Origin of the sequence: Nocardioides sp. NPDC006273 (assembly GCF_040613495.1) — a bacterium.
Lineage (GTDB): Bacteria > Actinomycetota > Actinomycetes > Propionibacteriales > Nocardioidaceae > Nocardioides.
This window is the reverse complement of the sequence record NZ_JBEXSD010000007.1, coordinates 58430-84218: the sequence shown is the minus strand read 5'-3', so window position 1 is coordinate 84218 and position 25789 is coordinate 58430. Positions and strand designations below refer to the sequence as shown.

Sequence of the window (25789 nt, the reverse complement as noted above, 5' to 3'; positions counted from 1 at the left end):
ATACGCGCCAATTCGCGCTGCCGCTCGACCGGGTGGTTGTCGAGTCATGCAGCCTGAGTGGCCGGTGTTCTGATGCGTCCAGCTCCAGAGGGCCTCGCCCGACTGTGACCAACGTGATGGCCGAGTACAGCTAGGCGTTGGTGATGAGCTTGCACCGATTGAGCATCTCCTGGCCGTGGCGCTCCAAGAGGGCGCGGGCCGCTGACCTGACGGTGGGATGGATGAACATCGTCCGGGCGTCGACGTCGAACTCGGTCAAGGAGCTGAACCGCATCGTCGCCTTCGCCACGTCCAACGAGGTGCCTCCGACGTTGAAGAAGTTGTCATCCCGTCCGATCCGGTGCCCGAGGAGACTCAGCCAGCAAGCCGACAAGACGACCTCGATGGCATCGCGTTCGACGGATCCATAGTCTTGAGACGCCGCGGCCGTGATGGCCTCAGTTGCGGTCGCTTGCAGGGTCAGGATGTCCACCTTCCCGTTCGGGGTGAGCGGAAACTGCGGAACCGCGATGATCCGTGCCGGCACGGCTGCGCGCGGGAGCAGGTTCGACACGTGGGCCTTCATGGCGATCTCGCTCAGCCCGACGTTGTCACTCCTCGCGAAAGCGACCAGGGGTGACTCTGAGGCGTCGCCGGCTTGCACCACCACCGCGTCGTAGATCTCGGGCAGGGTCTTGAGCGCTTCGACCACTTCGCCCAGCTCGATGCGTACGCCGTTGACTTTGACCTGGAAGTCCTTGCGGCCCATGATCTCGATGAGTCCGTCCGGCCTCCAGCGTCCCATGTCTCCTGTGGCGTACCGACGGGTGCCGGGGGTGGCCGTGTGCGAGAACTTCTCTGCGGTCTGGTCGGGGAGGTTCAGGTACCCCTCGGCCAGCCCGATCTCACTTTCGACGACCATCTCGCCTTCGACCCAGTCGGGCACTTCACGTCCGAGTGGGTCCAGCAACAGGTAACGCTGATTGCGCATGGGCAGGCCGTAGGGAACCGACGGGCTCGACGCCGGGAAGTCGATGGGCACGGGGTAGTAGACCGACCACACGCAGGTTTCAGCTGGGCCCCCCGACGCGATGAGGCGTGAGTCGGGTGCCAGCCGCGCCAGCCGGCTGGGCAGGGCCCCCGGGATCCGATCGCCGGCGAGGATGACCGTACGAAGGCTGGCGAGGGTCTCTCCTTGGGATTCGGCGGCGTCGAGCAGCAGGCTCAGCAGCGCCGGGGTGGAGTTCCACACCGTGACCTGTTCACGGTGCACGTCGTTGAGCCACCGCAGCGGGTCAACGACCGGCGGTGCCACGACCACCGCGCCGCCGAGGGCCGGCATGCCGAGCGCTTCGAACATGCCCAGGTCGAAGTGGAACGGGGAGACGGCGTAGGCGACATCGGTGTGGTCGATCTCGCCGATCTCACTCATGTGGGCGAACGCGTTCGCCACCCCGGCTTGGCCCACGACCACGCCCTTGGGCTGCCCGCTCGTGCCGGAGGTGTACACGACGTAGCAGGCTTCGGGGGCAGTGGCCGGGGTCTGGAGGGGGTCGTGCGCCTGTGCTTGGGTCACGTTGAGCACCGGGGCTTGCGTGAGCGAGGTGAGGGCTGAAGCCAGGGGTTCGTCGGCGATGACGAGAGCGGGGCACGCCGAGTCGAGTGCACGCTGCAAACGGGTCAGAGGTTGGTCCGGGTCCAGGGAGACGAACGTGCGGCCGGCGTAGTTCGCCGCCTGCGCGGTGATGAACTGCGCGGCCTGCTTCGGTAGCACGATCGCGACCGGACCGTCATCGTGGGCGGATTCGGCGACAGCTCCGGCGACGTTCCTGGCAGCTCGAGCCAGCTCGGCGTAGGTCAGGCGAGTGCCGGTTTCGCTCACCAGCACCGTTGCCGTGGGTCGGGCCTCGACCTGGCTCCAGAACGACTCACCCAGGGTGTTGCCTGGCACGGGCCCGGCCGTGTTGTTCGCGCGTGCCCGCGCGACCGCCTGGTGCGGCGGGAGCTGGGCGATGCAGTCGCTGCTGGCCCAGATGTCGTCTCGTGACAGGTCCCGGAAGACACGACCGAACTCGGTGAACATGTCCTCGATCAGGCCATCTGGAAAAGCGCTTCGCCGGAAGTCCCAGCTCCAGGCCAAGGCGCCGTCGACCTCAGCCACTTGTACGTCGACGCTCACCTGCGGTGTCTTGGTGTTGGTGTAGGTCGAGACACCCAGATCGGTGTGGTACCGGCGCGGGGGTTGGCCGAGCAGACTGGTGAGCACGAACGGGAAGCTCACCTGCGTGGCCCCCGAGGCACGCGCCATCTCGCGAGCGACGTGGATGCCGCTGAACGCCGAGTGGGGCAGGTCGCTCCACAGCTGCCGCTGCACTGTCTGGGCACGTGTCGCGAACGAGTCGCCGGACCCGTCCACCTCCAGAAGGATCGTGCTGGTGAAGTCGCCCACCACCCCCGCGTACGCCTCGGACGCACGTGATGCCACAAAGGTCGGCACCGTGATGACGAACCTCTCGCCCGCACCCCAACGGCGCAGCACCTCACCGAGTGCTGCAGCGACCAGCGCTGTGCCGGCTACCCGTCGACCGCTGGCGGCCTTCTGGATCACAGCCCAGCCGTGAGCGTCCACCGCATCCTCCAGGCGCGTGAACTCCGTGGCCTCGCCCGATCCTCGAGGCAGTTGCGGAGCCGGGGACAGAGTCGGCAGGCGGTCGACCCAGTACTGCTCTGCTCGGCGCCACGACGCTGACTCGTGGGTGGCACGTTCATGTGCCAGGACCCAGTCCCGGAACGACGCGCCGGGCACCGCCGGCAGGTCTTGGTCCAACAGGAGAGCTGCGAACTCCGGGACCAGCACCTGGTAGTAGCTCCACGCGTCGGCGATCAGCAGGTCCAGACTGAAGTGGATGTGGGCGTTCTGGTCTGGCATCAACGACACCTGGACGTCCCACAGAGGGAACGTGTTGGGGTCGAACGTGTGATGTGACAAGTGGTGTCGTAGCTGGGCCAGGCGGTCGTCGGCCTGATCGGCTGAGAGCTGGGACCAGTCGTTGAAGGTGAAGGTCCACGGGGATCCCGGGGGGAGCGTCTTCTGTGAGGAGCGGTCGCCGGCGATCACCGTTCGTAGCGATGGATGCCGCTCCACGATGGTGTTCCAGGCATCGCGAATCCTGTGCTCGTCACCTGGCTGGTAGGGGCGTCGCCACTCCCAGTAGCCCTGGCAACCGACTTCGCCGAAGTCGACGCCCGAGCTGCGCCCGACCAGGTAGGCCTCCTGTGTGGCGGTGAGGGGAAACGAGTCGTTCGTCGTGGTCATGCCAGTACGCCTCTCTCCGAGGTGGTTTCTGTGTGCCTGGCCCACAGCTGCGCCATCAGCGTTGCCGCTTGGGTGCGGGTCGTCTCGATCGTTCGCCGCAGCTGGCGAGCCTCTGCCTGCCTCAGGGCCGCGAGGACCGTCGCGACCATGTCCGCGACGAGCGCTGCCTGGGCGTCTGAGGCGCCGAGCTGGGCAAGGCTGTTGAGCCCCAGTCGGATCCCGCTGGGTCGACTGGGTGGCCGGGGATCGTGGGGGATGGCGTTGCGGTTGACCAGGATCCCGGCTGCCTCGAGCGACTGCTCGGACTCCAAGCCGTACACTCCGGCCGCCGAGGTGTCGACCAGCACCATGTGCGTGTCGGTTCCGAACGTCACGATGTGGTGACCGTGGCTGGCCAGCCGGTCGGAGACGATGCGTGCCAGCTCGACGATGCGGACGGCGATCGCGCGGAACTCGGGGCTGGTCACATAGCCGAGCGCCCACGCTTTGGCCGCGACCGATGCGCCGTTCGGTGTGCCCTGGAGACCTGGGAAGACGGCCTGGTTGACCCGCTGGTGCAAGGCCTGAGCGTCTGCCACGTCCGACCCGCCCAGGATCAGTCCGCCGCGAGGCCCGGCGAGCTGCTTGTAGGTGCTCGTGGTGACGAGGTCCGCGTGGGGGATGGGGGAGGGGTGCTGCCCAGCAACCACGAGTCCGCTGATGTGGGAGATGTCCGCGATGAGGAAAGCCCCGACTTCTCGTGCGATGTCTGAGAACGCTGCGAAGTCGATCCGCCGCGGATACGAGCTCGCGCCACAGATGATGAGAGCCGGCTGCACCTCGCGTGCTTGCGCACGGATCTGGGCATAGTCCAGGAGGCCCTCGGGGTCGACGTCGTAGTGGACGTACTCGAACCAGCGTGAGGTCTGTGATGCACTCGCGCCGTGCGACAGATGACCGCCGGCCTTCAGCGCCATGGACAGCACCCGTGAACCAGGACTGACCAGCGCGGCCGTGGCGGCCTGGTTCGCCGTGGATCCCGAGTGCACCTGCACGTTCGCGAAGGACGCTCCGAAAGCCGAGCAAGCACGGGCTTGGGCCAGTTCCTCGACTCGGTCGAAGACCTCACATCCGGGGTGGAACCGCGCGCCTGGGTAGCCCTCCGTGGTCAAGTCACCGAACTCGGAGCCGGCCAGCGCCCGCATCTCGGGGTGCCCGATGGACGTCGAGGCCACCAACGGCACCGCCGAGCGCGCTCGTCGCACCTCGGCGCCGAGCAGCCCTGCGAGCGGTTCGTCGCGGGCCACATCTGTCTGGTGAACACCTACCGGACTCAGAACATCGGACATCTGCACCACCTCCGGGGCCATTCCTAGACCAGCCGGAGTAAAGGGGCGGTGGGCCCGGCGTCGGTCGCTGCGGGATCACTAACCGATTCGTAACCGACCTCGCTGATGGTGTGGGCGTGTACGCAATTTCGCGGGCTCAAAGCCTGCCGACAAAGGAGACAACGTGAGCTCGCCGAACGATGACACGACGGTGGATGCGCAGAAGGCGGAGTGGGGGAGTGAGAACGCGCCGAACCCGAAGCGGTGGACGATCCTGTGGGTACTCGCCGTCGTTCAGTTCATCATCTTCCTGGACGCGACCATCGTGAATGTCGCGCTTCCGTCGATCCGTGACGACCTCGAGATGTCCAACGCCATGCTCACCTGGGTGGTCAACGGGTACCTCCTGGCAGCGGGAGGTCTCCTCCTGATGGGTGGTCGACTCGGGGACGTCATCGGACGACGCAAGGTGTTCGTCGCTGGTGCTCTCATGTTCGGCGTGGCCTCCGTCGTCGCTGCCACGTCGACTTCTGCCGAGGTGCTGCTGGGCGCGAGGGTTCTTCAGGGGGTCGCGGAGGCCCTCGCGGCGCCGGCGGCGCTGGGCATCATCGCCCTGACGTTCGCCGACCCCAAGGAACTCCAGAAGGCCTTCGGCATCTGGGGCGGTCTGTCCGGCCTGGGGTCCGTAGCCGGCGTGCTCTTGGGCGGGGTGCTGGTCGACCTCATCAGCTGGCGTTGGATCTTCTGGATCAACGTGCCCCTGGCGATCATCCCGGCAGTGCTGGTCTTCGGGCTGGTGGCCGAGTCGAAGATGCAGGGCAAGATCTCCGACGGACCCCTGAGCGCCCTGTTGGTCACCGGAGGCACCGTGTCGCTGGTGCATGGCATCCTCCAGATCGCCGAGCACGGCCTGGTGTCGGGTGCCACCCTCACCCCGCTGCTCGTCGGGCTGGCACTCTTGGCAGCCTTCGTCATGCTGCAGGCCCGGTCCTCGACGCCGCTGCTGCCGCTGAGCTTCCTCCAGGACGGTGTCCGGGCGGCGGGCTACGTAGGTCTGGGCCTGCTCAACGCAGCGACCGCTGGCATGTTCTTCCTGCTGGTCCTGTACATGCAGGCGCTGCTGGGCTACTCGCCCTTGCAGAACGGACTCGCGTGGGTGCCCTACTGCATCGTGTTCATGATCGGCATCCAGCAGGCCATCAAGAGGATGCCCACTGTCGGCGTCCGCGGCGTCATGGTGACGGGCCTGTGCATGGCTGCTGTCGGCATGGCGCTCCTGGCCTCGCGACCCTTCGGCGACGGCTTCTGGGAAGGTCTCTTGCCGGGCATGATCCTCGTCGGTCTCGGCGGCGGCGTGACCTTCCCGGCCGCACAGACCGCGGCACTGACGAACCTGACCATGCAAGACGCTGGACTGGGATCGGGCATCGTCACCACACTCGGGCAGCTGGGCCAGGCGATCGGTCTGGCCACCTTGACGGCGATCGCCTTGGGGGTGGGCACGAATGGAGCCTTCGACGAAAGCACCATCGGAAGCGCCATGTGGGTGTCCACAGGCATCCTCGTGCTTGCGGCCGCAAGCGTGTCACTGGTTCTGAGGGGAAGTCGTGCAGATGCAGGCAAGGTTCCTGCATGAGATATCCGGCGGGCGGGCGGGGACCACGGTCGTGGTCTTTCCGCCCGCCGGCCGCGGCGCGTACGGCTTCGTGGGCAGGCTCAGCAGTCCACACCGCGCGATGGCGGTCGTGCTCCCTGGCCGAGAAAGGCGCTTGGGCGAGCCCCTTGCCTCGCGCATCTCACAGCTGATCGGCCCGTTGTGCGACGAGCTGGAGGCTCTCGCCGCTCGCGGAAGGCTCCTGCTCCACGGCCACAGTCTGGGCGCCTACGTCGCCCATGCTGCCGTGAAGGAGCTGCAGCGACGCGGCGTCGAGGTCGACGGGCTCGGGGTCGCAGCGGCTGAAGCCCCGGTTCGACCACCCGCTCTCGTGAGGCACGAGCTCGACGACGAGAGCTTTGCCGCAGCGATCAGCACGTTGGGAGGAACGCCGCCGGAGGTGTTCGCAGAGCCCTCGCTGCGGGCGATGTTCCTGCCCGTCCTGCGTGCGGACTTCGCTCTGGCCGAGACCTACGCGCCTGGCCTGGAGCCGGTGAGCTGCCCGATCGCTGCCAGCTACGGACGCGAGGACCGGGACGTCGACCCCGAGGGGGTCAAGCGGTGGGTCGAGCTCACAACCGGGCCCTTCGAAGTGACCGGATACCGCGGTGACCACTTCTTCCCCGACCAGCACCTCGACGATCTGTGCGCCAACCTCGACAACCTCGCGGCCGGCGGCCCGCTGCGTGATCCGTGCCAGTACTGAGGCTGCCCGAGATCTACTCGGGTGCCTGGGGCAGGCCATCGACAGCCCGCGCGATACGGTCGAGCTCCCCTCGAAGGCGGGGCCAATCGACCTCGCCGGCGGCGGTCTCGATCTCCTCCACCCATTCGCGGTGCATGGCCTGGATCGTGGCCAGTGTGGCCTTGCCGGCTGCGGTCGTGGCGAGCAGCGGCGACCGTCGGTGGCGAGGATTCTCGTCGTAGCGAGCCAGGCCTGCGCGGACCAGCTCGTCGGCCACGCGCTGGACACTCTGGCGTTGGAGGCCGAGCTTGCGGGCGACGTCCGGCACGGTGGCGCCGTCGCCGGCAGTTTGGAGGACCATCCGGCGGGAGTGCGTTTGGCCTGTGGTTGCGGAGATTCGCTCACTTGCTTCGCGCAGGATCCGATTCGCATCGAAGATGGCGTGTAGAGCCGCGTCGACATCGGCATCCGTCATGATGCTCTCCTTTTGACAGGTTCCTGTCAGTTTCCTAACGTGGGCGACGTGACAGCATGCTACCAACTTCTCGTGGCTGCCCTCCCCGGTGGGGGGCCAGGTATGGAGGCACTCGGTCGTCGTCTGAGCGAGACGCGATGGCCGGTGCTGCCACCCGCCGACGGCCGGGCGCGCGGTGTCACGGCATCGACTGTGGAACGGTTTGTCTCCGAGTGGGAGCGATGGCTCGCTCAACCACAGCGTCCGGGGCTTGGTGACCACGACATTCTCGACATCGACGGCCGGGGCGTGCACGTGGCCAGATTCCCGGGGTCCGGTCGAGTCCCGATCCTGCTCCTGCACGGCTGGCCGACCTCCTTCCTCGCGTTCCACCGGGTGATCGAGCCACTACAAGCCTTGGCGTCCGAGGTCGTGCTGGCATCGCTGCCAGGATTCGGTACGTCCCGGCTGCCGCTGGGTCCTTGGTCGGCCGTCGACACCGCGCGGCTCATGGCTGACGCGATGGCGGCAATGGGCCACGACCGGTTCATCGTCCACGGACAGGACTGGGGATCGGTGGTGGCTCGCGCGGTCGGCGCAATCGCACCTGACCGGGTCATCGGCGTTCATGTCAGTGCAGGTCTGAAGGGGTTCATGGCTGAAGGGGCGAACGACGGTTCAGTCTGGGGCAGACTGCGGGAGTTCGTGGGAGGTAGCGGCGGATACCTTCACCTGCAGAGCCGTCGCCCTGACTCGCTTGCCTACGCGCTGTCTGACTCACCAGTCGGATTGCTCGCCTGGCAACTCGACAAATACCAGCTGTGGCAGGGCGACCTCGGCGACGACTTCGGGCTCGGAACGGACTTCATTCTGGCCAATGCGACCCTCTACTGGCTGACTGGCAGCGCCGGAAGCAGTATGCGGATCTACTCGATGGACTCCGCAGAGGTCGATGCCATCGCCGGGGGAGTGCCGACCGCGGTGAGTGTGTTCGGCAGCGGAGACTTCGCCGGGCGTGCTGTTTCTGCACGCGAGAACAACCTCGTCGGCTGGTATTCACATGACGGTGGCGGCCACGTCGCCTCGCTCGATTCTGCTGCCGAGTTCATCACGGACCTGGACGACTTCATCAACTGCGTAGGAGTGAACGCATGAATGCCAACAACCCCATCGTGCTCATCGGTGGCAGCGGACTCGGCCCTTGGGCGTGGGACCGGGTCACGCCATTCTTGACAGACCATGGGTTCCAATCCGTGACGCCACGGCTGCGCACCACGGGCGGTGATGCCACCCCAGCCGAAGCCGTCGACCTGGAGGCGTGGGTCGAGGACGTCTGCGAGGTGCTGTCCGGTCTCACCGAGGCGACGCTGGTCGCCCACTCCTTCGCCGGTTACGTCGCAGCCGGCGTACTGGAGCGGCAACCGCACAGTGTCCGGCGATTGATCTTCATCGACGCGATCCTGCCGAGGCCAAACAAGTCTTGGTTCGATGTCATGGGGTCCGGTGTGGCCACGTTCATGACGGGTCTGGCGCAGGATGGGGCGATCCCCTGGTTCACGCGAGAGCAGCTCGACCAGCTCTATCCGGGGCATGGCATCAGCGATGCTGACTTCGCGTGGATGAGACCGCGGCTGGCCGGGCAGCCGATCGCCACGTACACGCAGGCGGCGATCAAGGAGCCGTTGACTGCAGACGTGGCGCGCGCGGCCTATGTGCGGTGCCTGGTCACGAACCCCCCGGTCGAGGACGTGCCCACAGACCAGCTCGGCTGGGACTATCGCACGCTGGCCACGGGGCACTGGCCGATGGTCACGCACCCCGAGGAGACGGCACAGGTCATCATGGAGCTGGCCGGCTCATGATCTCGGCAGCCCGCCGGCTCGAGGACTGAGGTGGTTCGGGGCTTAAGCGACGGTATGGCTGGGTGATTGCCTGGAAACCGCAAGGCAACCCCGGGCCGGCACGGTGGGTGCGTGGCGACTTCAACCAAGCACCGAGGACGTGAGTTTCTCAAACGCGCGTGGGAGAGCATGGAGAACCGCTGGGACGGGGACCCGCGCTCGCCCACCCTGGAATCTTGGCGAGCTGAGCGATTGGAGCAGGTCCGTGCGCTGACCGCGCGCGAGTCCGTGTTCTACTCCCGGAGGGCCGAGCAGATGGGCCCGCGGTGGTCCGGCGAGTTCACCACGAAGGCCGATCTGGTCGAGGCCGGAATGAACATCCTGGCTGGCTCCGTCGCCGAGGCAGAGGTCTACTACGAGACGACCGGCACCACCGGACCGCCGACGCCGTGCCCTCGCGGAGAGCTGGAGGTGTGGGCCAGCAATCGCACGCTGGTCCGCGCGTGGACGTCGATGCTGGCCGAGGACGGGCGCCCCGCTGTGGTGGCGATCATGGGCCCGAGCGAGCTCTACGCCTTCGGTGACGTGTTCGGGTCGGTGGCTCGCACCCTGGGGGTTCCACAGGTCAAGCTGTGGCCGGATTCTCCCCGCGTGGGCTTGTCGAAAGCATTGCGGATTCTGAGGCAGCTGCAGGTGACGCATGTGGTGTGCGCGCCGTCGATGGTGTTGGAGCTGGCCGAGGTCGTCTCGGCCGCGGGACTGAGCGCAGAAGACTTCGCCATCAAGCGATTCTTGGTGTTGGGCGAGTTGTCCACGCCTGACTTCCGGTCGAATGCGGAGTCATTCTGGCCCGGGGCACGGGTATCGCCAGCGATGTATGGGTCCCAAGAGGCGCTGTGCGTCGCGTCGGGTTGGCCGGACGGGTCACTGCGGCTGAACGAGCTGAACTACCACTTCGAGTTGGTGAACCCGCACGACGGGTCACCTGCCGCGGGCCACGAGGGTGAGCTGGTGGTGACGTCCCTGGTTCCGGGGCTGCGCCCGATGATCCGGTTCAGGACCGGTGACCTGGTTGCGTTGGAGACCGATCCTTGCCATGAGTATCCGGGGCGGAGGCTCACGGTTCTCGGACGAGTGGCTGACCAGGTCCTGACGGGCGACGGTCGGCGGGTCTCTGCCTACGATGTGGAACGCTTGGCGTTGAAGGACGTCCAAGGGTGCTTGGGCTACCAGGTCCTCATCGCCGGCTCCAGCCAGCTGCCCGCGGCCCGGCTACGGCTGTTGGTTCCTGATCCTGCGAACCGTACGCCGGGAGTCGGTGAGGCACTGGGTGAGCTGTTGGCGATGCCGTTGACGGTGGAGTTCACCGACTCACTGAGCCCGCGTACCAAGACTGGCGCGACGGCGAGCTGGAAGACTGCTCGTCTCGTCGACTCACGGTCGTCGCGATGACGCGTCCAGGCGAGCGGGTCGTGTGGTCCCGGCTCGAGGGCGAGAAGTTGCGTGACACGTGGTTGCTGCACGACCAGACGTCGAGCACGCCCACCCTGCTTGCTCGTGGGGTGAGGCTTCGGGTGTCTGTGTTCGTGGACAGATTCGAGGTGTTCGATCCCGAACATCTGCTGACCCGGGACTGGTGGTCCCTGGGCGAACGGTTCACGACTCAGCCGTGGGTGCTGTTCGACGCGGTGCTGGAGGTCCCCGGCATCCGGGAGGTCGCGACGCAGACCCCGGTGTTGTTTCACCTCGCGTTCGAGGCCACGCATGCCGATGACTCGATCCCCTACCCTCCGGGGGTCACAGAGGACACCTTGCTCGCGGAGCTGGTGCTTCCCGAAGCAGTCCACGAGGTCAGCATGGACGGCGGGGGTCCCGAGCGGCCGCAAGCTCCGTCCGTTACGCCGGTGAGTCTTGTTGCGGTGCCCGAGGGAGTCGTTGAACCCGCCGATGCCTACCGGGCCGCCTTCGAAGCGGTGACCGACCACATCGCCCAAGGCGAGGCCTACCAGGTCGTGTTGAGTCACAGCGTCGGTCATCAGGGTTCGATCTGTCCTCGGGCCTTGTTCGACGAGCTCACGAGCCGTTCGCAGGTTCCTTACGCATTCATGTGGCCCTTGAGCGACGGACGGACGTTGGTGGGCGCGAGTCCGGAGTGTTTCGCCAAGTCCGACGGGGTGGAGCTGCACCTTCACCCGCTGGCCGGCACGGTGCGCCGCTCCGGTGTGGAGGAGCTGGACTCGGCGACGTTGGCGCTCTTCAAGGAGGATGCCAAGGAGCTCGGGGAGCACTTGATGCTGCTCGATCTGTGTCGCGACGACATCGCGAACACCTGTGTCGACGGGTCTGTCGAGGTGCGCAGCGAGTTCGAGGTGGAGGCGTTCGGGAACGTATTTCATCTCGCCTCGCACGTGGCAGGGCGACTGGACCGCAGCCGTGGCCCATTCGAAACCCTGCGGAGGGTCTTCCCCGCCGGGACGATGACGGGCGCTCCGCGGCTCCGGGCGATGGAGATCATCTCTGACCTGGAACCCGAGGCCCGCGGTGCCTACGCCGGCGTGGTCGGTTGCGCCTACTCCGACGGTCGATTCGACTCGGCCATCTGTATCCGCATGGTGGAGGTGCTGCCACAGGGTTGCCGGATCAGAGCTGCCGGCGGTGTGCTGTGGGACTCGTCCTTGGCGAAGGAGTGGGAGGAAGTGCAGACCAAGCTCTCCGGCCCCCGGCAAGCGGTCAGGACGTGCTCATGAGGGTCCTCGTGGTCGACGCCAGAGACAGTTTCGTGCACGTGCTTGCCGACTACGTCGCTCGGCGACCCGGCGCGGAGGTGGTGATGGTCCGGCCGGACAAGGTAGGTGTCGAGTCGGCTCTGCGAGCGGCCACAGACCCGCACACGGATGCCGTGGTCCTTGGACCTGGACCCGGGCACCCAGCGCAGTCGTGCCATGTGCCGGTGGCGTTGGCGACGATGAGATCCAAGCCTGTCTTGGGAGTGTGCCTGGGACACCAGGTCCTGGGTCTGTTGGCCGGCGCCTCCATCGAACAGCTCGACCGTCCTCGGCATGGCTGCGTGTCCGGTGTGGTTCATGAGGGTGCGGGGGTCTTCGCCGGGGTGCCTGCCGAGGCCAAGGTCGCCCGTTATCACTCGTTGGCGGTTGATCCCGCAACCGCCGGCCCGAGCCTTCGAGTGGTGGCCAACGCCGTCGACGACGGCGTGGTGATGGGCATCGAGGTCGGCGCGCTGGCGGTTGGTGTCCAGTTCCATCCCGAGAGCCATGGCAGCCGGGACGGTCACCGGATCGTGAGCAACTTCCTCGACTCCGTGTCCGCGTCGACCGGTCCCGGCTTCAGCAGCATTTTTCCGACACTTCGAGTCACGGAAACGGACGTGCGAACGTGAACACTCACCAGACGACTCTCCGCACCCCTGTATGGGACGCGATCAGCCCCCGCGGTGCGCGCGAGCTCCTCACCAGAGTCGCTACCCGCTATCGGCCTGATGGCGTGGTCGAGATAGACGATGCCGAGGGGGCGTGGACCTGCGTTCGCGACGACGGATATCGCGAGCAGCCGAGGAGTGCCGTCTCCGGCGTTCAGGTGGATGTCGAGCTGATCACGGACGGGGTGGTCCGATCGCCGGCCGCGACGATGTCGGTGGAGCGGACCGCGGACCTGGTCAAGTTCGTGGGGCGCGGTCCGATGGCTGGAACGGAGGAGGTGCGCGGCTTCGCGGCCTTGGTGGCTCAGCTGCTGGGAGAGGCTGGGGCCGCAGAGCGGGCCGGTTCCGTGGCCCGGGACGAGCTGGCGGTCGGGACGGGGCCGGTTGAACCGGGGCCCACGTTCGGGGTGTGGAGGGCGGTGCTGCGACATGCACTGGAGAGCCCGTCGAAGTGCGCCATCGAGGAGGGCGGGCGTTCGACCAGCTATGACGAGCTGGCGAGGTTGGCGGTGGCGAACGCGCGGCTCATCGCCGGACACGCACAGCCGCGCGAGCCGGTGGCGGTGGCGCTGGGGAGGGGTACGAAGAGTGCGGTGGCCCAGCTGGCCGCGTTCTTGGCCGATTGCCCCGTGGTGTTGATCGACCCTTCCCTCCCGCCGGCGCGGGTGGAGGCGCAGCTACGCCAGTCGCGGACCGTTGTTGTGGTGGGAGACTGCAGCACTGACTCCGTGCGACGCAGCGTCGCTGCGGCCGGCTTGCGATTCATCGAAGTAGACATGGATATCGACGACTCGACGATCGATCTGCACGTCGAGCAGAAGGTTTCGCCCCCCTTGGACCCCGATGCCACCAGCCACATCGCGTTCACGTCCGGTTCGACGGGGACGCCGAAGGCGGTGGAGCTGAGGCACGGGCCGATGGCCAACACCGCGGTCGCGATCGCAGCGGCGTCGGGACTGGGTTCGGACTCACGGGCGTCGTGGTTCTGCCCTCCTGGGGTCGGGCTGGTCCAGGTGGACCTGTTCCCCAGCCTGTGGACGGGAGCGACGGTGGTCGTCGCCCCCGACGGCTTGGGCAGCGATCCACGTACGGCGTGGACGTGGATCGAAGAGCACGGCGTCTCCCACGCCCAGATGCCGACGGCCCTCGCTGAGCAGATGATCAAGCTCGACTCAGGAGTATCGGAATCCTTCCGCTCGCTGCGAGTGGCGGGTGAACGCCTGGGCGTGTGGCCCACGATCCGCAGCCCTTATCAGGTGCTCAACGTGTACGGGTCCACCGAGGCCAACGTCGTGTCGTTGTGCGACGCGACCCGGCTGGTGCGCGATGTCCCACGCGAACGGCTGTCCGCGGTGCCCATCGGGCGGCCCGTGCGGAACGTGAACATATACGTGCTGGACTCCGAGCTGAACCCGGTACCCCGCCGAGTGATCGGCGAGCTGTGCATATCAGGCAGGAGCCTGTCCAAGGGCTACCTGAACGACGAGGCCAAGGCGGCGACGAAGTTCGTCGCGAACCCGATCGACTCGGACCCTTTCCCTGTGCTGTACCGCAGCGGAGACCTGGCCCGATTCGGTGCCGACGGTGTGGTGGAGGTCGTCGGCCGTATCGACGACGAGGTCAAGATCGACGGCGTCAGGGTCCTGCCGGCGGAGATCGAGCACGAGCTCTTGTCGCTGGACGTGATTGCAGCGGCCGCGGTCGTTGCTCATGAGCCGGGCAACGGGCCACGGGTGCTGGTCGCCTACATCGACGGTGACAGCGAGATCGACGTCGACGCTGTACGGACCTACCTGGAAACGCGGTTACCATCGCCGTCTGTGCCTCGCAGGTACGTCACTGGACCGTTGCCGACCGGCCGGAACGGAAAGATCGACCGCTTGACGTTGAGCCAGCAGCCGCTTGATCGCCCCGACCTCAGCGCACAGTTCTCGGCACCGGAGGGGGAGCGGGAAGAGCAGTTCTGCGCGCTCTTCGCCGACGTCTTGGCCTTGGCGGCGGTCGGTGCCGACGACGATTTCTTCGAGCTCGGTGGTGGGTCCCTGCAGGCGGCGATGTTGATCGAGCGTGCCGAGTCCGAGTTCGGTGTCGAGATGGACTTCGTGATGTTGGTCGACCAGCCGACGCCGCGCGGCCTGGCCGCGGCGCTGTGACGAAGTCTCAACCAAGAGAGCCAAACGTTCTTCCGTAAAACAGTTCCGCGATGCCCCGGCGTAGTGCAGGGTGGAAGTATGTAACCAAAGTCGCAACACTTTCGCCAGTGGCGTTCTCGGGGCCATGATCGAGCCGGACGTCTCAGGGGAGCAGATGACAGGTCGAAGTTTGGAAGTCAAGATGCTGGGCACTTCTGAGGTGCGCGTGCAAGGGGTGCCTGCAGCAGGCTTGCGGGCGGGGAAGACACGAAAGCTCTTTCAGTACCTCGCGATGCGACGAGGGCGAGTGATCCCGAAGAGTCAGCTGGTTGATGTCCTGTGGCCGGAGGGAAGCAGTGGGGGCGGCAACGCATCGTTGAAGGTCGCCGTTCACGCGCTGCGCAGGGTGCTCCGGGAGTGCGAGAAGCAGGCGGGCGTCCCGGTGGCTGAGGTGCGATACGTGGACTTCGGGTATGAGCTGGTCACTGACGATGTCTGTGTCGACATCACAGACTTCTCGACGCTCGCACAGTCCGCGGCGGCAGCTGCTGAAGCCGGGGACGTGGGGCTGGCCAAGGCCACCTATGCCGAGGCCGCAGCTCTTTATCATGGGCCGTTCCTGCCCGATGATGAGTCTGAGTGGGCCCGGGAGGAGCGCATGTGGGCTGAATCGCTGTACGTCAAGGTCCTCAACGGCCTGATCGTGATCGCGGTGGCCGAGGGCAGGGAGCTGGCAGCCATCGACCTGTGCAAGCGGGTCGTCTCGTTGGATCCGTACAACGAGGAGATGTACCGCCTCATGATGGAGATGCATGGCAACTGCAGCGAGCTGGGAATGGCGTTGCGCTGGTACAGCGAGTGCGAGGACCGCTTGCGCAACGGCTTAGGGGTGGAACCGAGCGACGAGACACGCGAGTCCTTGGTGCGAGTCCTGGCTCTGTGCGGGGTTGAGTACAGCCCCAACTGGGACCGACAGTTTCGACTGGGTGAACGCCTCACCCAGCGCCGTCGGGGGTCGGCGGGAGAGCCGTTGGCGGGTTGACCGGCGGACTGGTGACATCGCCTGTTGCGAGAAGGCCGACGAGCGCGCGCCACCGCCGGCACCGGACGGTTCGAACCCGGTGTCACGCACCACCTCGAAGTCACCCAGGACCTGGCGTAACAGGTCCTGGGTGACCCCATTTCTGGACCCGGCGCGTGCGTTGTGTGTCCACCGATGTCGGGGTCGTTCTCTGCGGTCGGCGACTCGCGTCAGTCCGGGTACGCCGGCGTCCGAGGACGGCCTTCGCACCTACGCCCACAAGTCCTCACCCGGAGGGACGCTGCGTGGCTAGACGTCGTCCCGGGCGTTGCGGTCGTCGATGTTGCTCTTGCGATGCTCGTTGTCGACGAACGCGTCCGGCCCTGGGAAGAACAGGGCCTCGTGGCCGGTGTCAGACCAGCGCACTCGATATGGCGGACTGCCGTCCTCGTGCTCGACCTCGAGCACCTCCGCGTCCCTGATCGGCTCCCCGATGTGGTGGGACCGGATCACGATCCGGTCACCCGGCAATGCATGCATGAGGCTCTCTCCTTCGGTGGATGCTTGCGTGGTTTCCATGCTGGTCGCGAGGATGTCTGCGGGGCGGCTACTCCTCTTTGTTGGCGTTGCCGTTGGCTCCACGGACAGTCAGGAACGCGATGGCGCGTGTCATCGTCGCGAGCTCGGGGTAGTCGGACTCGTCGATCCGGATACCGGTCGCGCCGCTGAGGAGCTCGACGAAGGAGAGGAAGTCGAGCGAGTCGAGCTCCAGCTCGGCACGGATCGGCGCGTCGTCAGCCAGGGTGTCGAGGTCGGCATCGGGGACGATCCGTCTGATCGCCGCGGCGATCGCGGCCCGGGCGGCGTCGGGAGAGATCGTGATGGCGTCGTGGGTCATAGCTCCTCCGGGTGTTGTAGCCGTTGCTCGATGTCGGCGAGGAAGCGGGCGCCGGTGAAGCCATCGGTGGCGCGATGGTCGCCCGCGAGGGTGAGGGTCGTGACCGGACGTACGCCGATCAGCCCGTCGACCGCCCACGGCCGATCCACGACGCGGCCGAAGCCGACCACCGCCACCTGCGGCGGGTAGATGACCCCGTACACCGTCTCCACGCCCTGTTCGCCGAGGTTGGTGACGGTGATGGTCGAGTCGCTGAGCTCGCTGCCGCGCAGGCGGCCCGTGCGGGCGCGAGCCACGAGGTCGCGCATGCCCGCCATCAGATCCTCGATGGGCAGGTCGGCCGCGTTGTGAAGCGCGGGGGCGATCAGTGCACCGCCTCGGAGCGAGATCGCGATGCCCAGGTGAACCGGCCCTCCGGGTCTGAAGCCGCCGTCGACCCAGAACCCGTTCATCGTCGGCGTCGCCTGCGCGGCGAGGGCGGTCGCCTTCAACATCAGCGCCGCCGGCACCAACCGCTGGCTGACGTCGAGGGCACGGTTGCGCTCGTGCAGCCAGTCCAGCGAGCGCGCGAGATCGACCGTGGTCGAGAGGTAGTAGTGGGGAATCTCCTGTTTCGAGCGGCTCATCAGGTGGGCGATCACCGTGCGCGTCGCCTCTGCCTTGGACGGCTGCTGCGCCGGGCTGGGCTCCTCGTGGACCGGCTCCTCGTGGACCGGCTCCTCGTGGACCGGCTCCTCGTGGACCGGCTCCTCGTGAACAGGCGCCGCCGGAGCCGGGGAGGGCGCTGCGGGTGAGGGTGCTGCCGCGGCGCGTACGTCCTTGGCGCGGATCGGCGCGCCGTCCGCCGTCGTCACGGTGCGGAGGTCGACGCCCAGCTCCGCGGCGAGGCGCCGTGCCAACGGCGTGACGCGGACCGACTGAGGTCGCTCGGCGGCAGCGTCGGTGGCGTCGACCTCGGCGGTCGCTGGTGCGGCAGGTGGTGCGACAGGTGGTGCGACAGGTGGCGCTTCGGTTTCGGCCGGCGTCGTGATGGATGTCTCGGGAGATGGCGCTGCGGAGATGTCGTCTCCGAGAACCGCGAGGACCTGCCCGACGGGGACCGTCGTTCCCGGCTCGACCAGCAGCTGCTGGACGACGCCTTCGACGAAGGACTCCACCTCGATGTTCGCCTTGGACGTGTCGACCACGGCGACTACGTCGCCCTTGTGGACGGTGTCGCCGGGCTTGACCAGCCACTCCTGGAGTGTGCCCTCGTCCATATCGGCTCCGAGCGAAGGCATCGTGAAGTCAGCCATGGTTCACCTCAGAACCTTGCGGGCGGCGGCGACGATGTCCTCGGTCTGCGGGAGGGCGGCGTCTTCCAGATGTTTGGCGTAGGGGAGCGGCACCTCGGCGGTGCAGACCCGTTGCACCGGGGCGTCGAGGTCGTAGAAGGCCTGCTCCATGATCCGGGCCGTGATCTCGGCGGAGAGGCTGCCGCTGCGCCAGCCTTCGTCCACGATGACCGCGCTATGGGTGCGGCGTACCGAATCGATGATCGTCGCGTCGTCGAGCGGGCGCAAGGTGCGCAGGTCTATGACCTCGGCGGAGATCTGGTCCTCGGCCAAGATGTCGGCGGCCTCGAGAGCCTTGTGCAGGGTGCCGCCGTAGGCGATCAGCGACAGGTCGGTGCCTGGTCGACGGATGACGGCGTGGTCGATGTCGACGGGGCCGGCATCCGCGGCGACTGTTCCCTTCAACGCGTACAACGAGCCGTGCTCGAAGATCAGCACGGGGTCGGGGTCGGCGAGGGCGGGGGCGAGCATGCCGCGGGCGTCCTCGAGCGTGGCCGGTGCGAGCACCCGAAGGCCCGGGATGTGGGCGTACCAGCCTTCGAGGCTGTGCGAGTGCTGGGCGGCGAGCTGTCGTCCGGCGCCGGTGGTCATCCGGATCACCAGCGGTACGTTGTACTGGCCGCCGGACATGTAGAGGATCGATGCGGCCGTGTTCATGATCTGGTCGAGCGCGAGCAGACTGAAGTTGACGGTCATCACCTCGACGATCGGTCGCATCCCGCCGATCGCCGCCCCGATGCCGGCGCCCACGAAGGCCGACTCGGAGAGCGGGGTGTCCCGGATCCGCTCGGGACCGAACTCCTCGATCAGGCCGAGACTCACCGCGAAGCAGCCGCCGTAGTCACCGACATCCTCGCCCAGCAGGAACACCCGGTCGTCCTCGCGGAGCGCCTCGCGCAGCGCCTCCCGGAGCATGTCGCGGTAGGTGGTCTCCAGCGCGGTCGTCGTGGTCATGACGCTTCCTTGTCCGAGGTCACGAATCGGGTCAGGCCGTCGACCGGCTCCAGTGGGCCCTCCTCTGCGGTTGCGACGGCCAGGTCGATCTCGGCGGCGATCTCGGCCTCCATCTCGCCCAGCGCCTGGTCGGTGAGCTGGCCGTCGGCTCGCATCACCTTCTGAAGCGCGTCGATCGGGTCGCGTTTCTTCCAGGCCTCGATCTCCGCCTTGTCCCGGTAGCGGTCCGGGTCGTACATGGAATGCGCCCGGAACCGGTAGGTCTCCAGCTCGAGGAAGTGCGGCCCACCCCCGGTCCGGATCCCGTCGACCGCCAGGCGGGTCGCGCGCTCGACGGCGAGTACGTCCATGCCGTCGACGGGTGCGGCGACGATGCCGTAGGACGAGGCGCGCAGCGCGAGGTCGGCCCGGCCGTGTTCCTTGGCGAGCGCGGTGCCCATCGCGTACCGGTTGTTCTCGCAGCAGAAGAGCACCGGGAGCTGCCACAGGCTGGCCAGGTTGAGCGACTCGTGGAACTCGCCCTCCGCCGCGGCGCCTTCACCGAAGAAGCACACGGTCACCCGGTCGCGGCCCTGCAGCTTGTCGGCCAGGGCCAGGCCGACCGCCAACGGGATGCCCCCGCCGACGATCGCGTTGCCGCCGACGAACGCGCTGGGCCTGTGGAACAGATGCATCGATCCGCCGCGGCCGCGGCTGCAGCCGGTCTGCCTGCCGAACAGCTCCGCCATGACCGCATCCATCGGGACGCCGCGGGCCAGCGCATGGCCGTGCTCCCGGTACGTCGACACGATCGCGTCGTCCGAAGCCAACGTGGAGACGACACCGGTGGCGATCGCCTCCTCACCGACGTACAGATGCAGGAACCCGCGGATCTTGGTGGAGCTGTACAGCTCGGCGCACCGCTCCTCGAAGCGGCGGATGGTCAGCATCGTGCGGAGCAGCTCGGCCCTGTGCTTGGCCACGGCGGTGTCCTTTTCCTGCGGAGAGCGTGTCTGTGGGGAGCGGCGCAGGGTGGTCATGACGGCCGCTCCAGGGTGGACAGATCGCCCTCGGGCAGGCCGAGCTCGCGCGCCTTCAGCAGCCGGCGCATGACCTTGCCGCTGCTGGTGTGCGGGAGGTGCTGGTCGAACGCGATCTCCCTCGGTGCGAGGCCGCCGAGACGCCGACGCCCGAAGGCGAGCAGCTCCAGGGCGAGATCATCGGATGGCTCGAAGTCGGGCTTGAGCGTGACGAATGCCTTGACGACCTCACCCGCCACCGGGTCCGTCTTGCCGATGACCCCGGACTCGAGCACGGCGGGGTGCTCCATCAGTGCGGTCTCGACCTCGAACGGCCCGATCAGATGTCCTGCGGACTTGATCACGTCGTCGGCCCGGCCGACGAACCAGAAGTAGCCGTCGGCGTCGACCCGGGCCAGGTCGCCGGTGAGGTACCAGCCGCCTGCGAAGCACGACTCGTAGCGCTGCTGGTCGTTCAGATAGCCACGGAACATCGAGGGCCACCCCGTCCGCAGGGCGATCTCGCCGACCTCGTCGGTGCCTGCCTCTTGGGCGGATCCGTCGACGATCGCGGCCCGGCCATCGTCCCCGCGGGTCAGCACCGCAGCCCGAATGCCCGGCATCGGCCGGCCCATCGAGCCGGGACGTACCTCCGTGCCCGGGTAGTTGCTGATCATGATCGCGCCGGTCTCGGTCTGCCACCAGTTGTCGTGCACCGTGAGGGAGTAGGCCTCGCGGCCCCAGAGCACCACCTCGGGGTTGAGCGCCTCACCGACGCTCGCGATGTGCCGCAGCGCGGAGAGGTCGTGCTGCCGAGGAAGCTCGGTGCCGTACTTGACGAGCATGCGCAGCGCGGTGGGCGCCGTGTACCAGACATTGACCCGTTGCTGCTCGAGCAACCGGTACCAGGCGCCGGCGTCGAACTCACCGGCATAGCTGATCAGGGTGGCGCCATGGGTGAGCGGCGCGATGATGCCGTACGACGTGCCGGTCACCCAGCCTGGGTCGGCCGTACACCAGAAGACATCGCCCTCGTGCAGGTCCAGCGCGAAGGAGGAGGTGGCGTGGTGTGCAACCACGGCCTCGTGGACGTGCACGGCTCCCTTGGGTTTGCCGGTCGTGCCGCTGGTGAAGTGGAGGAGGGCCATGTCCTCGGGATCGGTCCGGGGGATCGAGTAGTCCGGCGATGCGGCGGCCAGCGCCGGGTCGAGCGCGATCGTTCCCTCGACGGCGGTGTCGCCGACCACCAGCACATGTTCGAGTCGCGGCAGGTCGGCGCGGATCGGTGCCACCTTGCGCCGGTAGAGCTGCGGCGTGGTGACCAGCACCCGGGCACCACTGAGCGACGCCCGGTCGCGGATCGGCTCGGGCCCGAACGAGGAGAACAACGGCGCGAAGACCGCGGTGTGCTTGAGCGTTCCGAGCGCGACGACGTACTGCTCGGGCTGCCGGCCGAGCAGGCTCATCACCCGATCACCTTTCTCCACGCCGAGATCGGCCAGGAGGTTGGCGAAGCGGCTGGTACGTCCCGCCAGCTCGGCATAGGTCAGGTCCTCGAACGTGCCGTCCTCGGCCACGCACCTGATCGCCACCACGTCGCCGCGCCCCTCGGTCAGGTGCCGATCGACGGCGACGTGGGCGATGTTCAGCCCGTGGCCGCCGGGTACGTCCGGGAGTCCTGCACGCACCGACTCCCAGGTGAAGTCGCGGCAGGCATGTTCGTAGTCGGTGAAGGCCCGGATCTCTCCGTCGATGACTGCCTGCATGCCATTCCCCCTCGCGCTGCGTTGTCTGTACGACTGTCGCGTGTCGAGGCGTCGGGCCGGCAGGGCCCAAAGTGGGATCAGCGAGGGGCTTTGGTCACCCTCCAGGCGGTGCGTCGAACTGGTCAGATTGTCTGGGCTCGGGGGTGCAGTACCGGCGCCAGGGTCAGGGCGAGGTGAAGCCGCAGCAGGTCTTCGCCTCGGGTCAGATCCAGTCCCGAGATCGAGGCGATGCGTTCCAGCCGGTAATACACGGTCTGGCGGTGGACGTTGAGGGCGGCAGCGGTCTTCTGCACGTTGTTGCCATGTTGCAGATACGTCAGGGCGGTGCGGCGCAGCTCGGCGTCGCCCTGCTCCAGCAGTCGCCGCACGGGGGCATCCAGCACCGCGTCGGCGAGGACACTGTCGGGGCCGCAGCCCAGGAGGCGGTAGATGCCGAGATCGGGCCAAGCGGCCGCGGGCCGACGCTCGGGTACGGACTCGAGCACGCGAGCGGCGAGACGTGCCTGCCGCCAGCTGTCGCGAAACTGTGCCAGGTCATCACGTGGTGCCCCGATGCCGGCCACCAGGTCGGTCTCGGCATCGGGGTCGAGGCGCTCCAGATAGAGCTCGCGGGCGCGCTGGGCCAGGTCGTAGGCGGGCGTGAGATCGTGGCCGGGCAGCGGCATCAGCAAGGTGGTGTGGTTCGCGCCGGTCCAGGCGATCACCGAGCGGGGCAGTGTCCACAGGTTCATCGGCACCGGGGCGGCTGTCTGGCGGACCAGACGCAGCTCGATGGCGGTGACCGGGACACCGCGGCCGATGATGCGTCGGGCGGCGATCTCGTCGGCCGCCTGCTCGGCCGTGTCCACGTCGCTGGAGAGCAGGTCGCGGAGCCGGAACCCGAGGTCCTCGCGGGTGCGCGCCTGCTGCGCCATCAAGGCGCCGGCCCGTTCGGCGATCACCATCGCCGCGGGCAGCGCGGCATCGTCGATCTCCCGGCTCTCGTCGATCGCCCACAGGTAGCCGTAGGTGACGTCGTTCCAGCGCACCGGCAGGCAGAGGCGTCCCAGGACACCGAGCTCGGGGGAGGAGGGGGTGCGGACCGGGGAGGTCGCGGTAGCGATCCCGAACCCCTCGAACCACCGGCGAACCTCGGTGGTGGACTTGCGTTCGAGGATCGAGCGTTGGCGTACGTCGTCGATCTGCGACTCGTGGGAGTTGAACGCGACCAGGTTGAAGTCGCGGTCTTCCAGCGTGACCGGGTGGTCCAACAGCCGGGATATGTCGTCGATGACGTCTAGCAGTTCGGGGCGCACGTGCCCTCCAGGGGCGTTGAGCAAATGTCTATTGATTCAAGCGAACTGCATAACGTTTGTCGAGCGCGCGTCCCCGGCGGCAACACGTATGGAGACTGGGAGGCCCGTGTCTTAGACATCTGTACAGAGAGTGGACCTCAGGTTTATGACAGGTGTCCGTCGCTGGTGAGGTGGCTCACGGTTTAGGTTCTCCGGAATCCCCCGATCAAGGAGTCCTTGATGTCAGACCTGACCTTCCAAGTGCTGGCGCTGCTGGCCTACCTGGTCGCCATGCTCGGCATCGGCGCCTGGGCGTACCGGCGCACCTCGAACCTCGACGACTACATGCTGGGCGGCCGTGGACTCGGCCCGATGGTGAGTGCGCTGAGTGCGGGTGCATCAGACATGTCCGGCTGGCTGCTCATGGGCCTTCCCGGCGCGATCTACGCGTCCGGGCTGATGGAGGGCTGGATCGCTGTCGGCCTGACCGTCGGCGCCTGGCTCAACTGGAAGATCGTGGCGCCGCGGCTGCGGACGTACACGGAGGTCTCGGGCGACTCCATCACCGTGCCCAGCTTCTTGGAGAGCCGGCTCAAGGACAGCTCGCGACTGCTCCGGATCGCCTCCGGTCTGGTGATCCTGGTCTTCTTCACCTTCTACGTCTCCTCGGGCCTGGTCGCCGGCGGCGTCTTCTTCGAGAGCTCCTTCGACACCGACTTCCACACCGGCCTGCTGGTGGTCGCCGCGGTCGTGGTGGCGTACACGCTCTTCGGTGGCTTCCTCGCGGTCTCCTACACCGACTTCGTGCAGGGCACGATCATGCTGCTCGCCCTGATCCTGGTGCCTGTGGTCGGTGTCTTCGTGACCGGTGGGCCGTCCGAGACCCTGGACAGCATCCGTGCCGTCGACCCGGCGCGGCTGAGCATGGTCGAAGGGGCGACCTTCCTCGGTGTCGTCTCCGCTCTGGCGTGGGGTCTGGGCTACTTCGGTCAGCCGCACATCATCGTCCGGTTCATGGCCCTGCGTACGGCCGGAGAGGCCGCCGCTGCGAGGCGGATCGGCATCGGCTGGATGCTGCTGAGCCTCTTCGGCGCGGTCGGCACCGCCCTGGTGGGCATCGCCTACTACCAGCAGAACCCCGACGCGACGCTCACGGACCCGGAGGCGGTCTTCATCGCCCTGGGCCAGGTCCTCTTCCACCCGCTCGTCGCGGGCGTCATGCTCGCCGCGGTGCTCGCGGCGATCATGAGCACGATCTCCTCGCAGCTCCTGGTGACCTCCTCGGCCCTGGTGGAGGACCTCTACAAGGCGGTCTTCAAGAGCGACGCGTCCGACCGCCAGCTGGTCATGTTCGGCCGGCTCGCCGTGCTTGCGATCGCGATCGTGGCGGCCGTGCTGGCCTGGCCGAAGAGCGGGACCGTGCTCGATCTGGTCGCCTACGCCTGGGCGGGCTTCGGCGCCTCCTTCGGCCCGATCATCCTGCTGTCGCTGTGGTGGCGGAAGCTCACCGCGGCCGGCGCTCTGGCCGGTCTGGTGGTCGGCGCGGTGACGGTCGTCGTGTGGGGCAACATCGACGCGCTCAGCTCGCAGATGTACGAGATCGTGCCGGGCTTCGTCCTCAACTCGATCGTCGCGGTGGTCGTCAGCCTGCTGACGTACAGGGCGAACCCGGCCATCGAGGCCGAGTTCGACGAGACCGTCCGGTTGCTCGATGCCGGTGTCGAAGGGCCGAGCAGGGAGGCCGCGCAGTCCTGATCGCCGCGCCGAAGAACGTCGAAACCCCGAACCTGGGGCAGATGCGCTACAGTTGGTCTTGTTGAAGGGACGGGCATAAAAGCCGTCCTGGCCGCACACCAAGTCGCGGCTTGTATCTTTTACTTCTGGTTTTCGGTTCGCTGGACATCAGCTCAGGTGTGGATGTCTTCAGCAGCTCGGGGCACAGTGTCCCGGCACCGAACAAAGGAACAAGATCATGGCTCAGGGAACTGTCAAGTGGTTCAACGCTGACAAGGGCTTCGGCTTCATCGCGCAGGACGGTGGCGGCGAGGACGTGTTCGTTCACTTCTCCGCTATCCAGACCAACGGTTACAAGTCGCTCGACGAGAACCAGAAGGTCGAGTTCGACGTCACCGCCGGCCCCAAGGGCCCGCAGGCTGAGAACGTCCGCGTCTCCTGATTTAACTCGAAGGGCCCCGACTGCTTCTGCAGTCGGGGCCCTTCGTGCATTTTGAACCGCGGCTCCCCGGTCGACGCCATCGAGGTGACGCGGGTCCGTATGGTGGGAGCCGAGGAGGCTGACATGGTGAGCGATCGCGATCGGAACGATCAAGGGCGTGCGCAGCAGGCTCGACCGCGCGACGCGCTCGGACGTCCGCTGCCGTACGGCGAGGTCGGCGTCGAGCCGATCTCCGAGGAGCCGTTACCTCCCGACGAGACCTTGGCGTACGCCCGCAGTCTGCTCGACGACGGTCGCCCCTTCGCGGCCCACGAGGCCCTCGAGGTCCGGTGGAAGTCGTGCCCTGAGGACGAGCGCGAGCTGTGGCAGGGGCTGGCTCAGCTGTGCGTGGGGCTGACCCACCACGAGCGCGGCAACGCCGTCGGTGCCGCGCGCCTGATCGATCGGGCAGCGGGTCGGCTCGAAGCGTACGAACAGACCGCCGGGCCGACCTACGGTGTCGACCTCGGGGAAGTCATCGGATGTGCCCGAGGCCGGGTGCAAGGCGGCTGAGCCGCGTGCCGC

General features: G+C 67.3%; 22 protein-coding genes. 12 read left to right on the top strand and 10 right to left on the bottom strand.

Translation table 11 applies throughout. From position 1 onward, the window contains the following. Positions 1 to 130: 130 nt before the first annotated feature. Together ABZZ22_RS05155 and ABZZ22_RS05150 are read right to left on the bottom strand one after the other, a co-directional pair. Positions 131 to 3295, bottom strand: a complete 3165-nt coding sequence (locus ABZZ22_RS05155) for an amino acid adenylation domain-containing protein (RefSeq protein ID WP_354927487.1) — start codon at positions 3293 to 3295, stop codon at positions 131 to 133. Continuing rightward, positions 3292 to 4623: a serine hydroxymethyltransferase gene (locus tag ABZZ22_RS05150; protein WP_354927484.1), complete on the bottom strand. Its 1332-nt coding sequence runs from the start codon at positions 4621 to 4623 to the stop codon at positions 3292 to 3294. The genes ABZZ22_RS05155 and ABZZ22_RS05150 overlap by 4 nt, the downstream gene beginning before the upstream one ends. Before the next feature lie 163 nt (positions 4624 to 4786). On the opposite strand from ABZZ22_RS05150, the gene ABZZ22_RS05145 reads away from it, so the two are divergent. Together ABZZ22_RS05145 and ABZZ22_RS05140 are read left to right on the top strand one after the other, a co-directional pair. Next, positions 4787 to 6238: an MFS transporter gene (locus tag ABZZ22_RS05145; protein WP_354927482.1), complete on the top strand. Its 1452-nt coding sequence runs from the start codon at positions 4787 to 4789 to the stop codon at positions 6236 to 6238. After that, positions 6216 to 6962 carry a thioesterase domain-containing protein gene (locus ABZZ22_RS05140; protein ID WP_354927541.1) on the top strand — a complete coding sequence of 249 codons (747 nt, stop codon included), beginning with the start codon at positions 6216 to 6218 and terminating at the stop codon, positions 6960 to 6962. The genes ABZZ22_RS05145 and ABZZ22_RS05140 overlap by 23 nt, the downstream gene beginning before the upstream one ends. Positions 6963 to 6975: 13 nt before the next feature. Here the strand turns inward: ABZZ22_RS05140 and ABZZ22_RS05135 are convergent, their stop codons facing one another. Then, positions 6976 to 7416 carry a MarR family winged helix-turn-helix transcriptional regulator gene (locus ABZZ22_RS05135; RefSeq protein WP_354927481.1) on the bottom strand — a complete coding sequence of 147 codons (441 nt, stop codon included), beginning with the start codon at positions 7414 to 7416 and terminating at the stop codon, positions 6976 to 6978. A 72-nt stretch (positions 7417 to 7488) separates the two neighbouring features. On the opposite strand from ABZZ22_RS05135, the gene ABZZ22_RS05130 reads away from it, so the two are divergent. The 7 genes from ABZZ22_RS05130 to ABZZ22_RS05100 all read left to right on the top strand — a co-directional run bounded on the left by ABZZ22_RS05130 (position 7489) and on the right by ABZZ22_RS05100 (position 15846). Beyond that, complete coding sequence (locus ABZZ22_RS05130; RefSeq protein WP_354927479.1) at positions 7489 to 8550, top strand: alpha/beta fold hydrolase; 1062 nt, start codon at positions 7489 to 7491, stop codon at positions 8548 to 8550. Beyond that, entirely contained in the window at positions 8547 to 9257 is a 711-nt protein-coding gene (locus tag ABZZ22_RS05125; RefSeq protein ID WP_354927477.1) for an alpha/beta fold hydrolase, read from the top strand. Before ABZZ22_RS05130 ends, ABZZ22_RS05125 begins: the two co-directional genes overlap by 4 nt. 111 nt (positions 9258 to 9368) lie before the next feature. Next, complete coding sequence (locus tag ABZZ22_RS05120) at positions 9369 to 10688, top strand: hypothetical protein (protein ID WP_354927475.1); 1320 nt, start codon at positions 9369 to 9371, stop codon at positions 10686 to 10688. Continuing rightward, positions 10685 to 11983, top strand: coding sequence for a chorismate-binding protein (locus tag ABZZ22_RS05115; RefSeq protein ID WP_354927473.1), 1299 nt, complete (start codon positions 10685 to 10687; stop codon positions 11981 to 11983). Before ABZZ22_RS05120 ends, ABZZ22_RS05115 begins: the two co-directional genes overlap by 4 nt. Continuing rightward, the gene (locus ABZZ22_RS05110) at positions 11980 to 12633 is read left to right on the top strand and encodes an aminodeoxychorismate/anthranilate synthase component II (protein ID WP_354927471.1); all 654 of its coding nucleotides are present in this window, start codon (positions 11980 to 11982) and stop codon (positions 12631 to 12633) included. Before ABZZ22_RS05115 ends, ABZZ22_RS05110 begins: the two co-directional genes overlap by 4 nt. Next, a complete protein-coding gene (locus tag ABZZ22_RS05105) occupies positions 12630 to 14825 on the top strand; it encodes a non-ribosomal peptide synthetase (protein ID WP_354927469.1) in 2196 nt (731 codons plus the stop codon). The genes ABZZ22_RS05110 and ABZZ22_RS05105 overlap by 4 nt, the downstream gene beginning before the upstream one ends. A 124-nt stretch (positions 14826 to 14949) precedes the next feature. Beyond that, a complete protein-coding gene (locus ABZZ22_RS05100) occupies positions 14950 to 15846 on the top strand; it encodes a BTAD domain-containing putative transcriptional regulator (RefSeq protein WP_354927467.1) in 897 nt (298 codons plus the stop codon). 288 nt (positions 15847 to 16134) lie between these two features. Here ABZZ22_RS05100 and ABZZ22_RS05095 read toward each other — a convergent pair whose 3' ends face one another. From ABZZ22_RS05095 to ABZZ22_RS05065, 7 genes are all read right to left on the bottom strand, one after another. Next, positions 16135 to 16365 (bottom strand): DUF1918 domain-containing protein, encoded by a 231-nt coding sequence (locus tag ABZZ22_RS05095; protein ID WP_354927465.1) that lies wholly within the window; start codon positions 16363 to 16365, stop codon positions 16135 to 16137. A 67-nt stretch (positions 16366 to 16432) separates the two neighbouring features. Then, positions 16433 to 16723 (bottom strand): phosphopantetheine-binding protein, encoded by a 291-nt coding sequence (locus tag ABZZ22_RS05090; RefSeq protein ID WP_354927463.1) that lies wholly within the window; start codon positions 16721 to 16723, stop codon positions 16433 to 16435. Then, positions 16720 to 18018, bottom strand: coding sequence for a dihydrolipoamide acetyltransferase family protein (locus ABZZ22_RS05085; protein WP_354927461.1), 1299 nt, complete (start codon positions 18016 to 18018; stop codon positions 16720 to 16722). The genes ABZZ22_RS05090 and ABZZ22_RS05085 overlap by 4 nt, the downstream gene beginning before the upstream one ends. A 3-nt stretch (positions 18019 to 18021) precedes the next feature. Beyond that, positions 18022 to 19011, bottom strand: a complete 990-nt coding sequence (locus tag ABZZ22_RS05080; RefSeq protein WP_354927459.1) for an alpha-ketoacid dehydrogenase subunit beta — start codon at positions 19009 to 19011, stop codon at positions 18022 to 18024. Next, the gene (gene pdhA / locus ABZZ22_RS05075; RefSeq protein WP_354927457.1) at positions 19008 to 19973 is read right to left on the bottom strand and encodes a pyruvate dehydrogenase (acetyl-transferring) E1 component subunit alpha; all 966 of its coding nucleotides are present in this window, start codon (positions 19971 to 19973) and stop codon (positions 19008 to 19010) included. Before pdhA ends, ABZZ22_RS05080 begins: the two co-directional genes overlap by 4 nt. A 53-nt stretch (positions 19974 to 20026) precedes the next feature. Continuing rightward, a complete protein-coding gene (acsA, locus tag ABZZ22_RS05070; protein ID WP_354927455.1) occupies positions 20027 to 21775 on the bottom strand; it encodes an acetate--CoA ligase in 1749 nt (582 codons plus the stop codon). Positions 21776 to 21897: 122 nt separating this feature from the next. Then, positions 21898 to 23070 (bottom strand): helix-turn-helix domain-containing protein, encoded by a 1173-nt coding sequence (locus ABZZ22_RS05065; RefSeq protein WP_354927453.1) that lies wholly within the window; start codon positions 23068 to 23070, stop codon positions 21898 to 21900. A 219-nt stretch (positions 23071 to 23289) separates the two neighbouring features. On the opposite strand from ABZZ22_RS05065, the gene putP reads away from it, so the two are divergent. The 3 genes from putP to ABZZ22_RS05050 all read left to right on the top strand — a co-directional run bounded on the left by putP (position 23290) and on the right by ABZZ22_RS05050 (position 25777). After that, positions 23290 to 24804, top strand: a complete 1515-nt coding sequence (gene putP / locus ABZZ22_RS05060; protein WP_354927451.1) for a sodium/proline symporter PutP — start codon at positions 23290 to 23292, stop codon at positions 24802 to 24804. 217 nt (positions 24805 to 25021) lie between these two features. Continuing rightward, positions 25022 to 25225 (top strand): cold-shock protein, encoded by a 204-nt coding sequence (locus ABZZ22_RS05055; RefSeq protein WP_045547499.1) that lies wholly within the window; start codon positions 25022 to 25024, stop codon positions 25223 to 25225. Positions 25226 to 25348: 123 nt separating this feature from the next. After that, a complete protein-coding gene (locus ABZZ22_RS05050; RefSeq protein WP_354927449.1) occupies positions 25349 to 25777 on the top strand; it encodes a DUF309 domain-containing protein in 429 nt (142 codons plus the stop codon). Positions 25778 to 25789 lie beyond the last annotated feature (12 nt).

Bases quoted from the DNA above. Each gene is read 5' to 3' on its own strand.
- ABZZ22_RS05155 (WP_354927487.1), bottom strand. From the start codon at position 3,295: ATGACCACGACGAACGACTCGTTTCCCCTCACCGCCACACAGGAGGCC.
- ABZZ22_RS05150 (WP_354927484.1), bottom strand. From the start codon at position 4,623: ATGTCCGATGTTCTGAGTCCGGTAGGTGTTCACCAGACAGATGTGGCC.
- ABZZ22_RS05140 (WP_354927541.1), top strand. From the start codon at position 6,216: ATGCAGGCAAGGTTCCTGCATGAGATATCCGGCGGGCGGGCGGGGACC.
- ABZZ22_RS05135 (WP_354927481.1), bottom strand. From the start codon at position 7,416: ATGACGGATGCCGATGTCGACGCGGCTCTACACGCCATCTTCGATGCG.
- ABZZ22_RS05125 (WP_354927477.1), top strand. From the start codon at position 8,547: ATGAATGCCAACAACCCCATCGTGCTCATCGGTGGCAGCGGACTCGGC.
- ABZZ22_RS05115 (WP_354927473.1), top strand. From the start codon at position 10,685: ATGACGCGTCCAGGCGAGCGGGTCGTGTGGTCCCGGCTCGAGGGCGAG.
- ABZZ22_RS05110 (WP_354927471.1), top strand. From the start codon at position 11,980: ATGAGGGTCCTCGTGGTCGACGCCAGAGACAGTTTCGTGCACGTGCTT.
- ABZZ22_RS05100 (WP_354927467.1), top strand. From the start codon at position 14,950: ATGATCGAGCCGGACGTCTCAGGGGAGCAGATGACAGGTCGAAGTTTG.
- ABZZ22_RS05095 (WP_354927465.1), bottom strand. From the start codon at position 16,365: ATGCATGCATTGCCGGGTGACCGGATCGTGATCCGGTCCCACCACATC.
- ABZZ22_RS05090 (WP_354927463.1), bottom strand. From the start codon at position 16,723: ATGACCCACGACGCCATCACGATCTCTCCCGACGCCGCCCGGGCCGCG.
- ABZZ22_RS05085 (WP_354927461.1), bottom strand. From the start codon at position 18,018: ATGGCTGACTTCACGATGCCTTCGCTCGGAGCCGATATGGACGAGGGC.
- ABZZ22_RS05080 (WP_354927459.1), bottom strand. From the start codon at position 19,011: ATGACCACGACGACCGCGCTGGAGACCACCTACCGCGACATGCTCCGG.
- acsA (WP_354927455.1), bottom strand. From the start codon at position 21,775: ATGCAGGCAGTCATCGACGGAGAGATCCGGGCCTTCACCGACTACGAA.
- putP (WP_354927451.1), top strand. From the start codon at position 23,290: ATGTCAGACCTGACCTTCCAAGTGCTGGCGCTGCTGGCCTACCTGGTC.
- ABZZ22_RS05055 (WP_045547499.1), top strand. From the start codon at position 25,022: ATGGCTCAGGGAACTGTCAAGTGGTTCAACGCTGACAAGGGCTTCGGC.
- ABZZ22_RS05050 (WP_354927449.1), top strand. From the start codon at position 25,349: ATGGTGAGCGATCGCGATCGGAACGATCAAGGGCGTGCGCAGCAGGCT.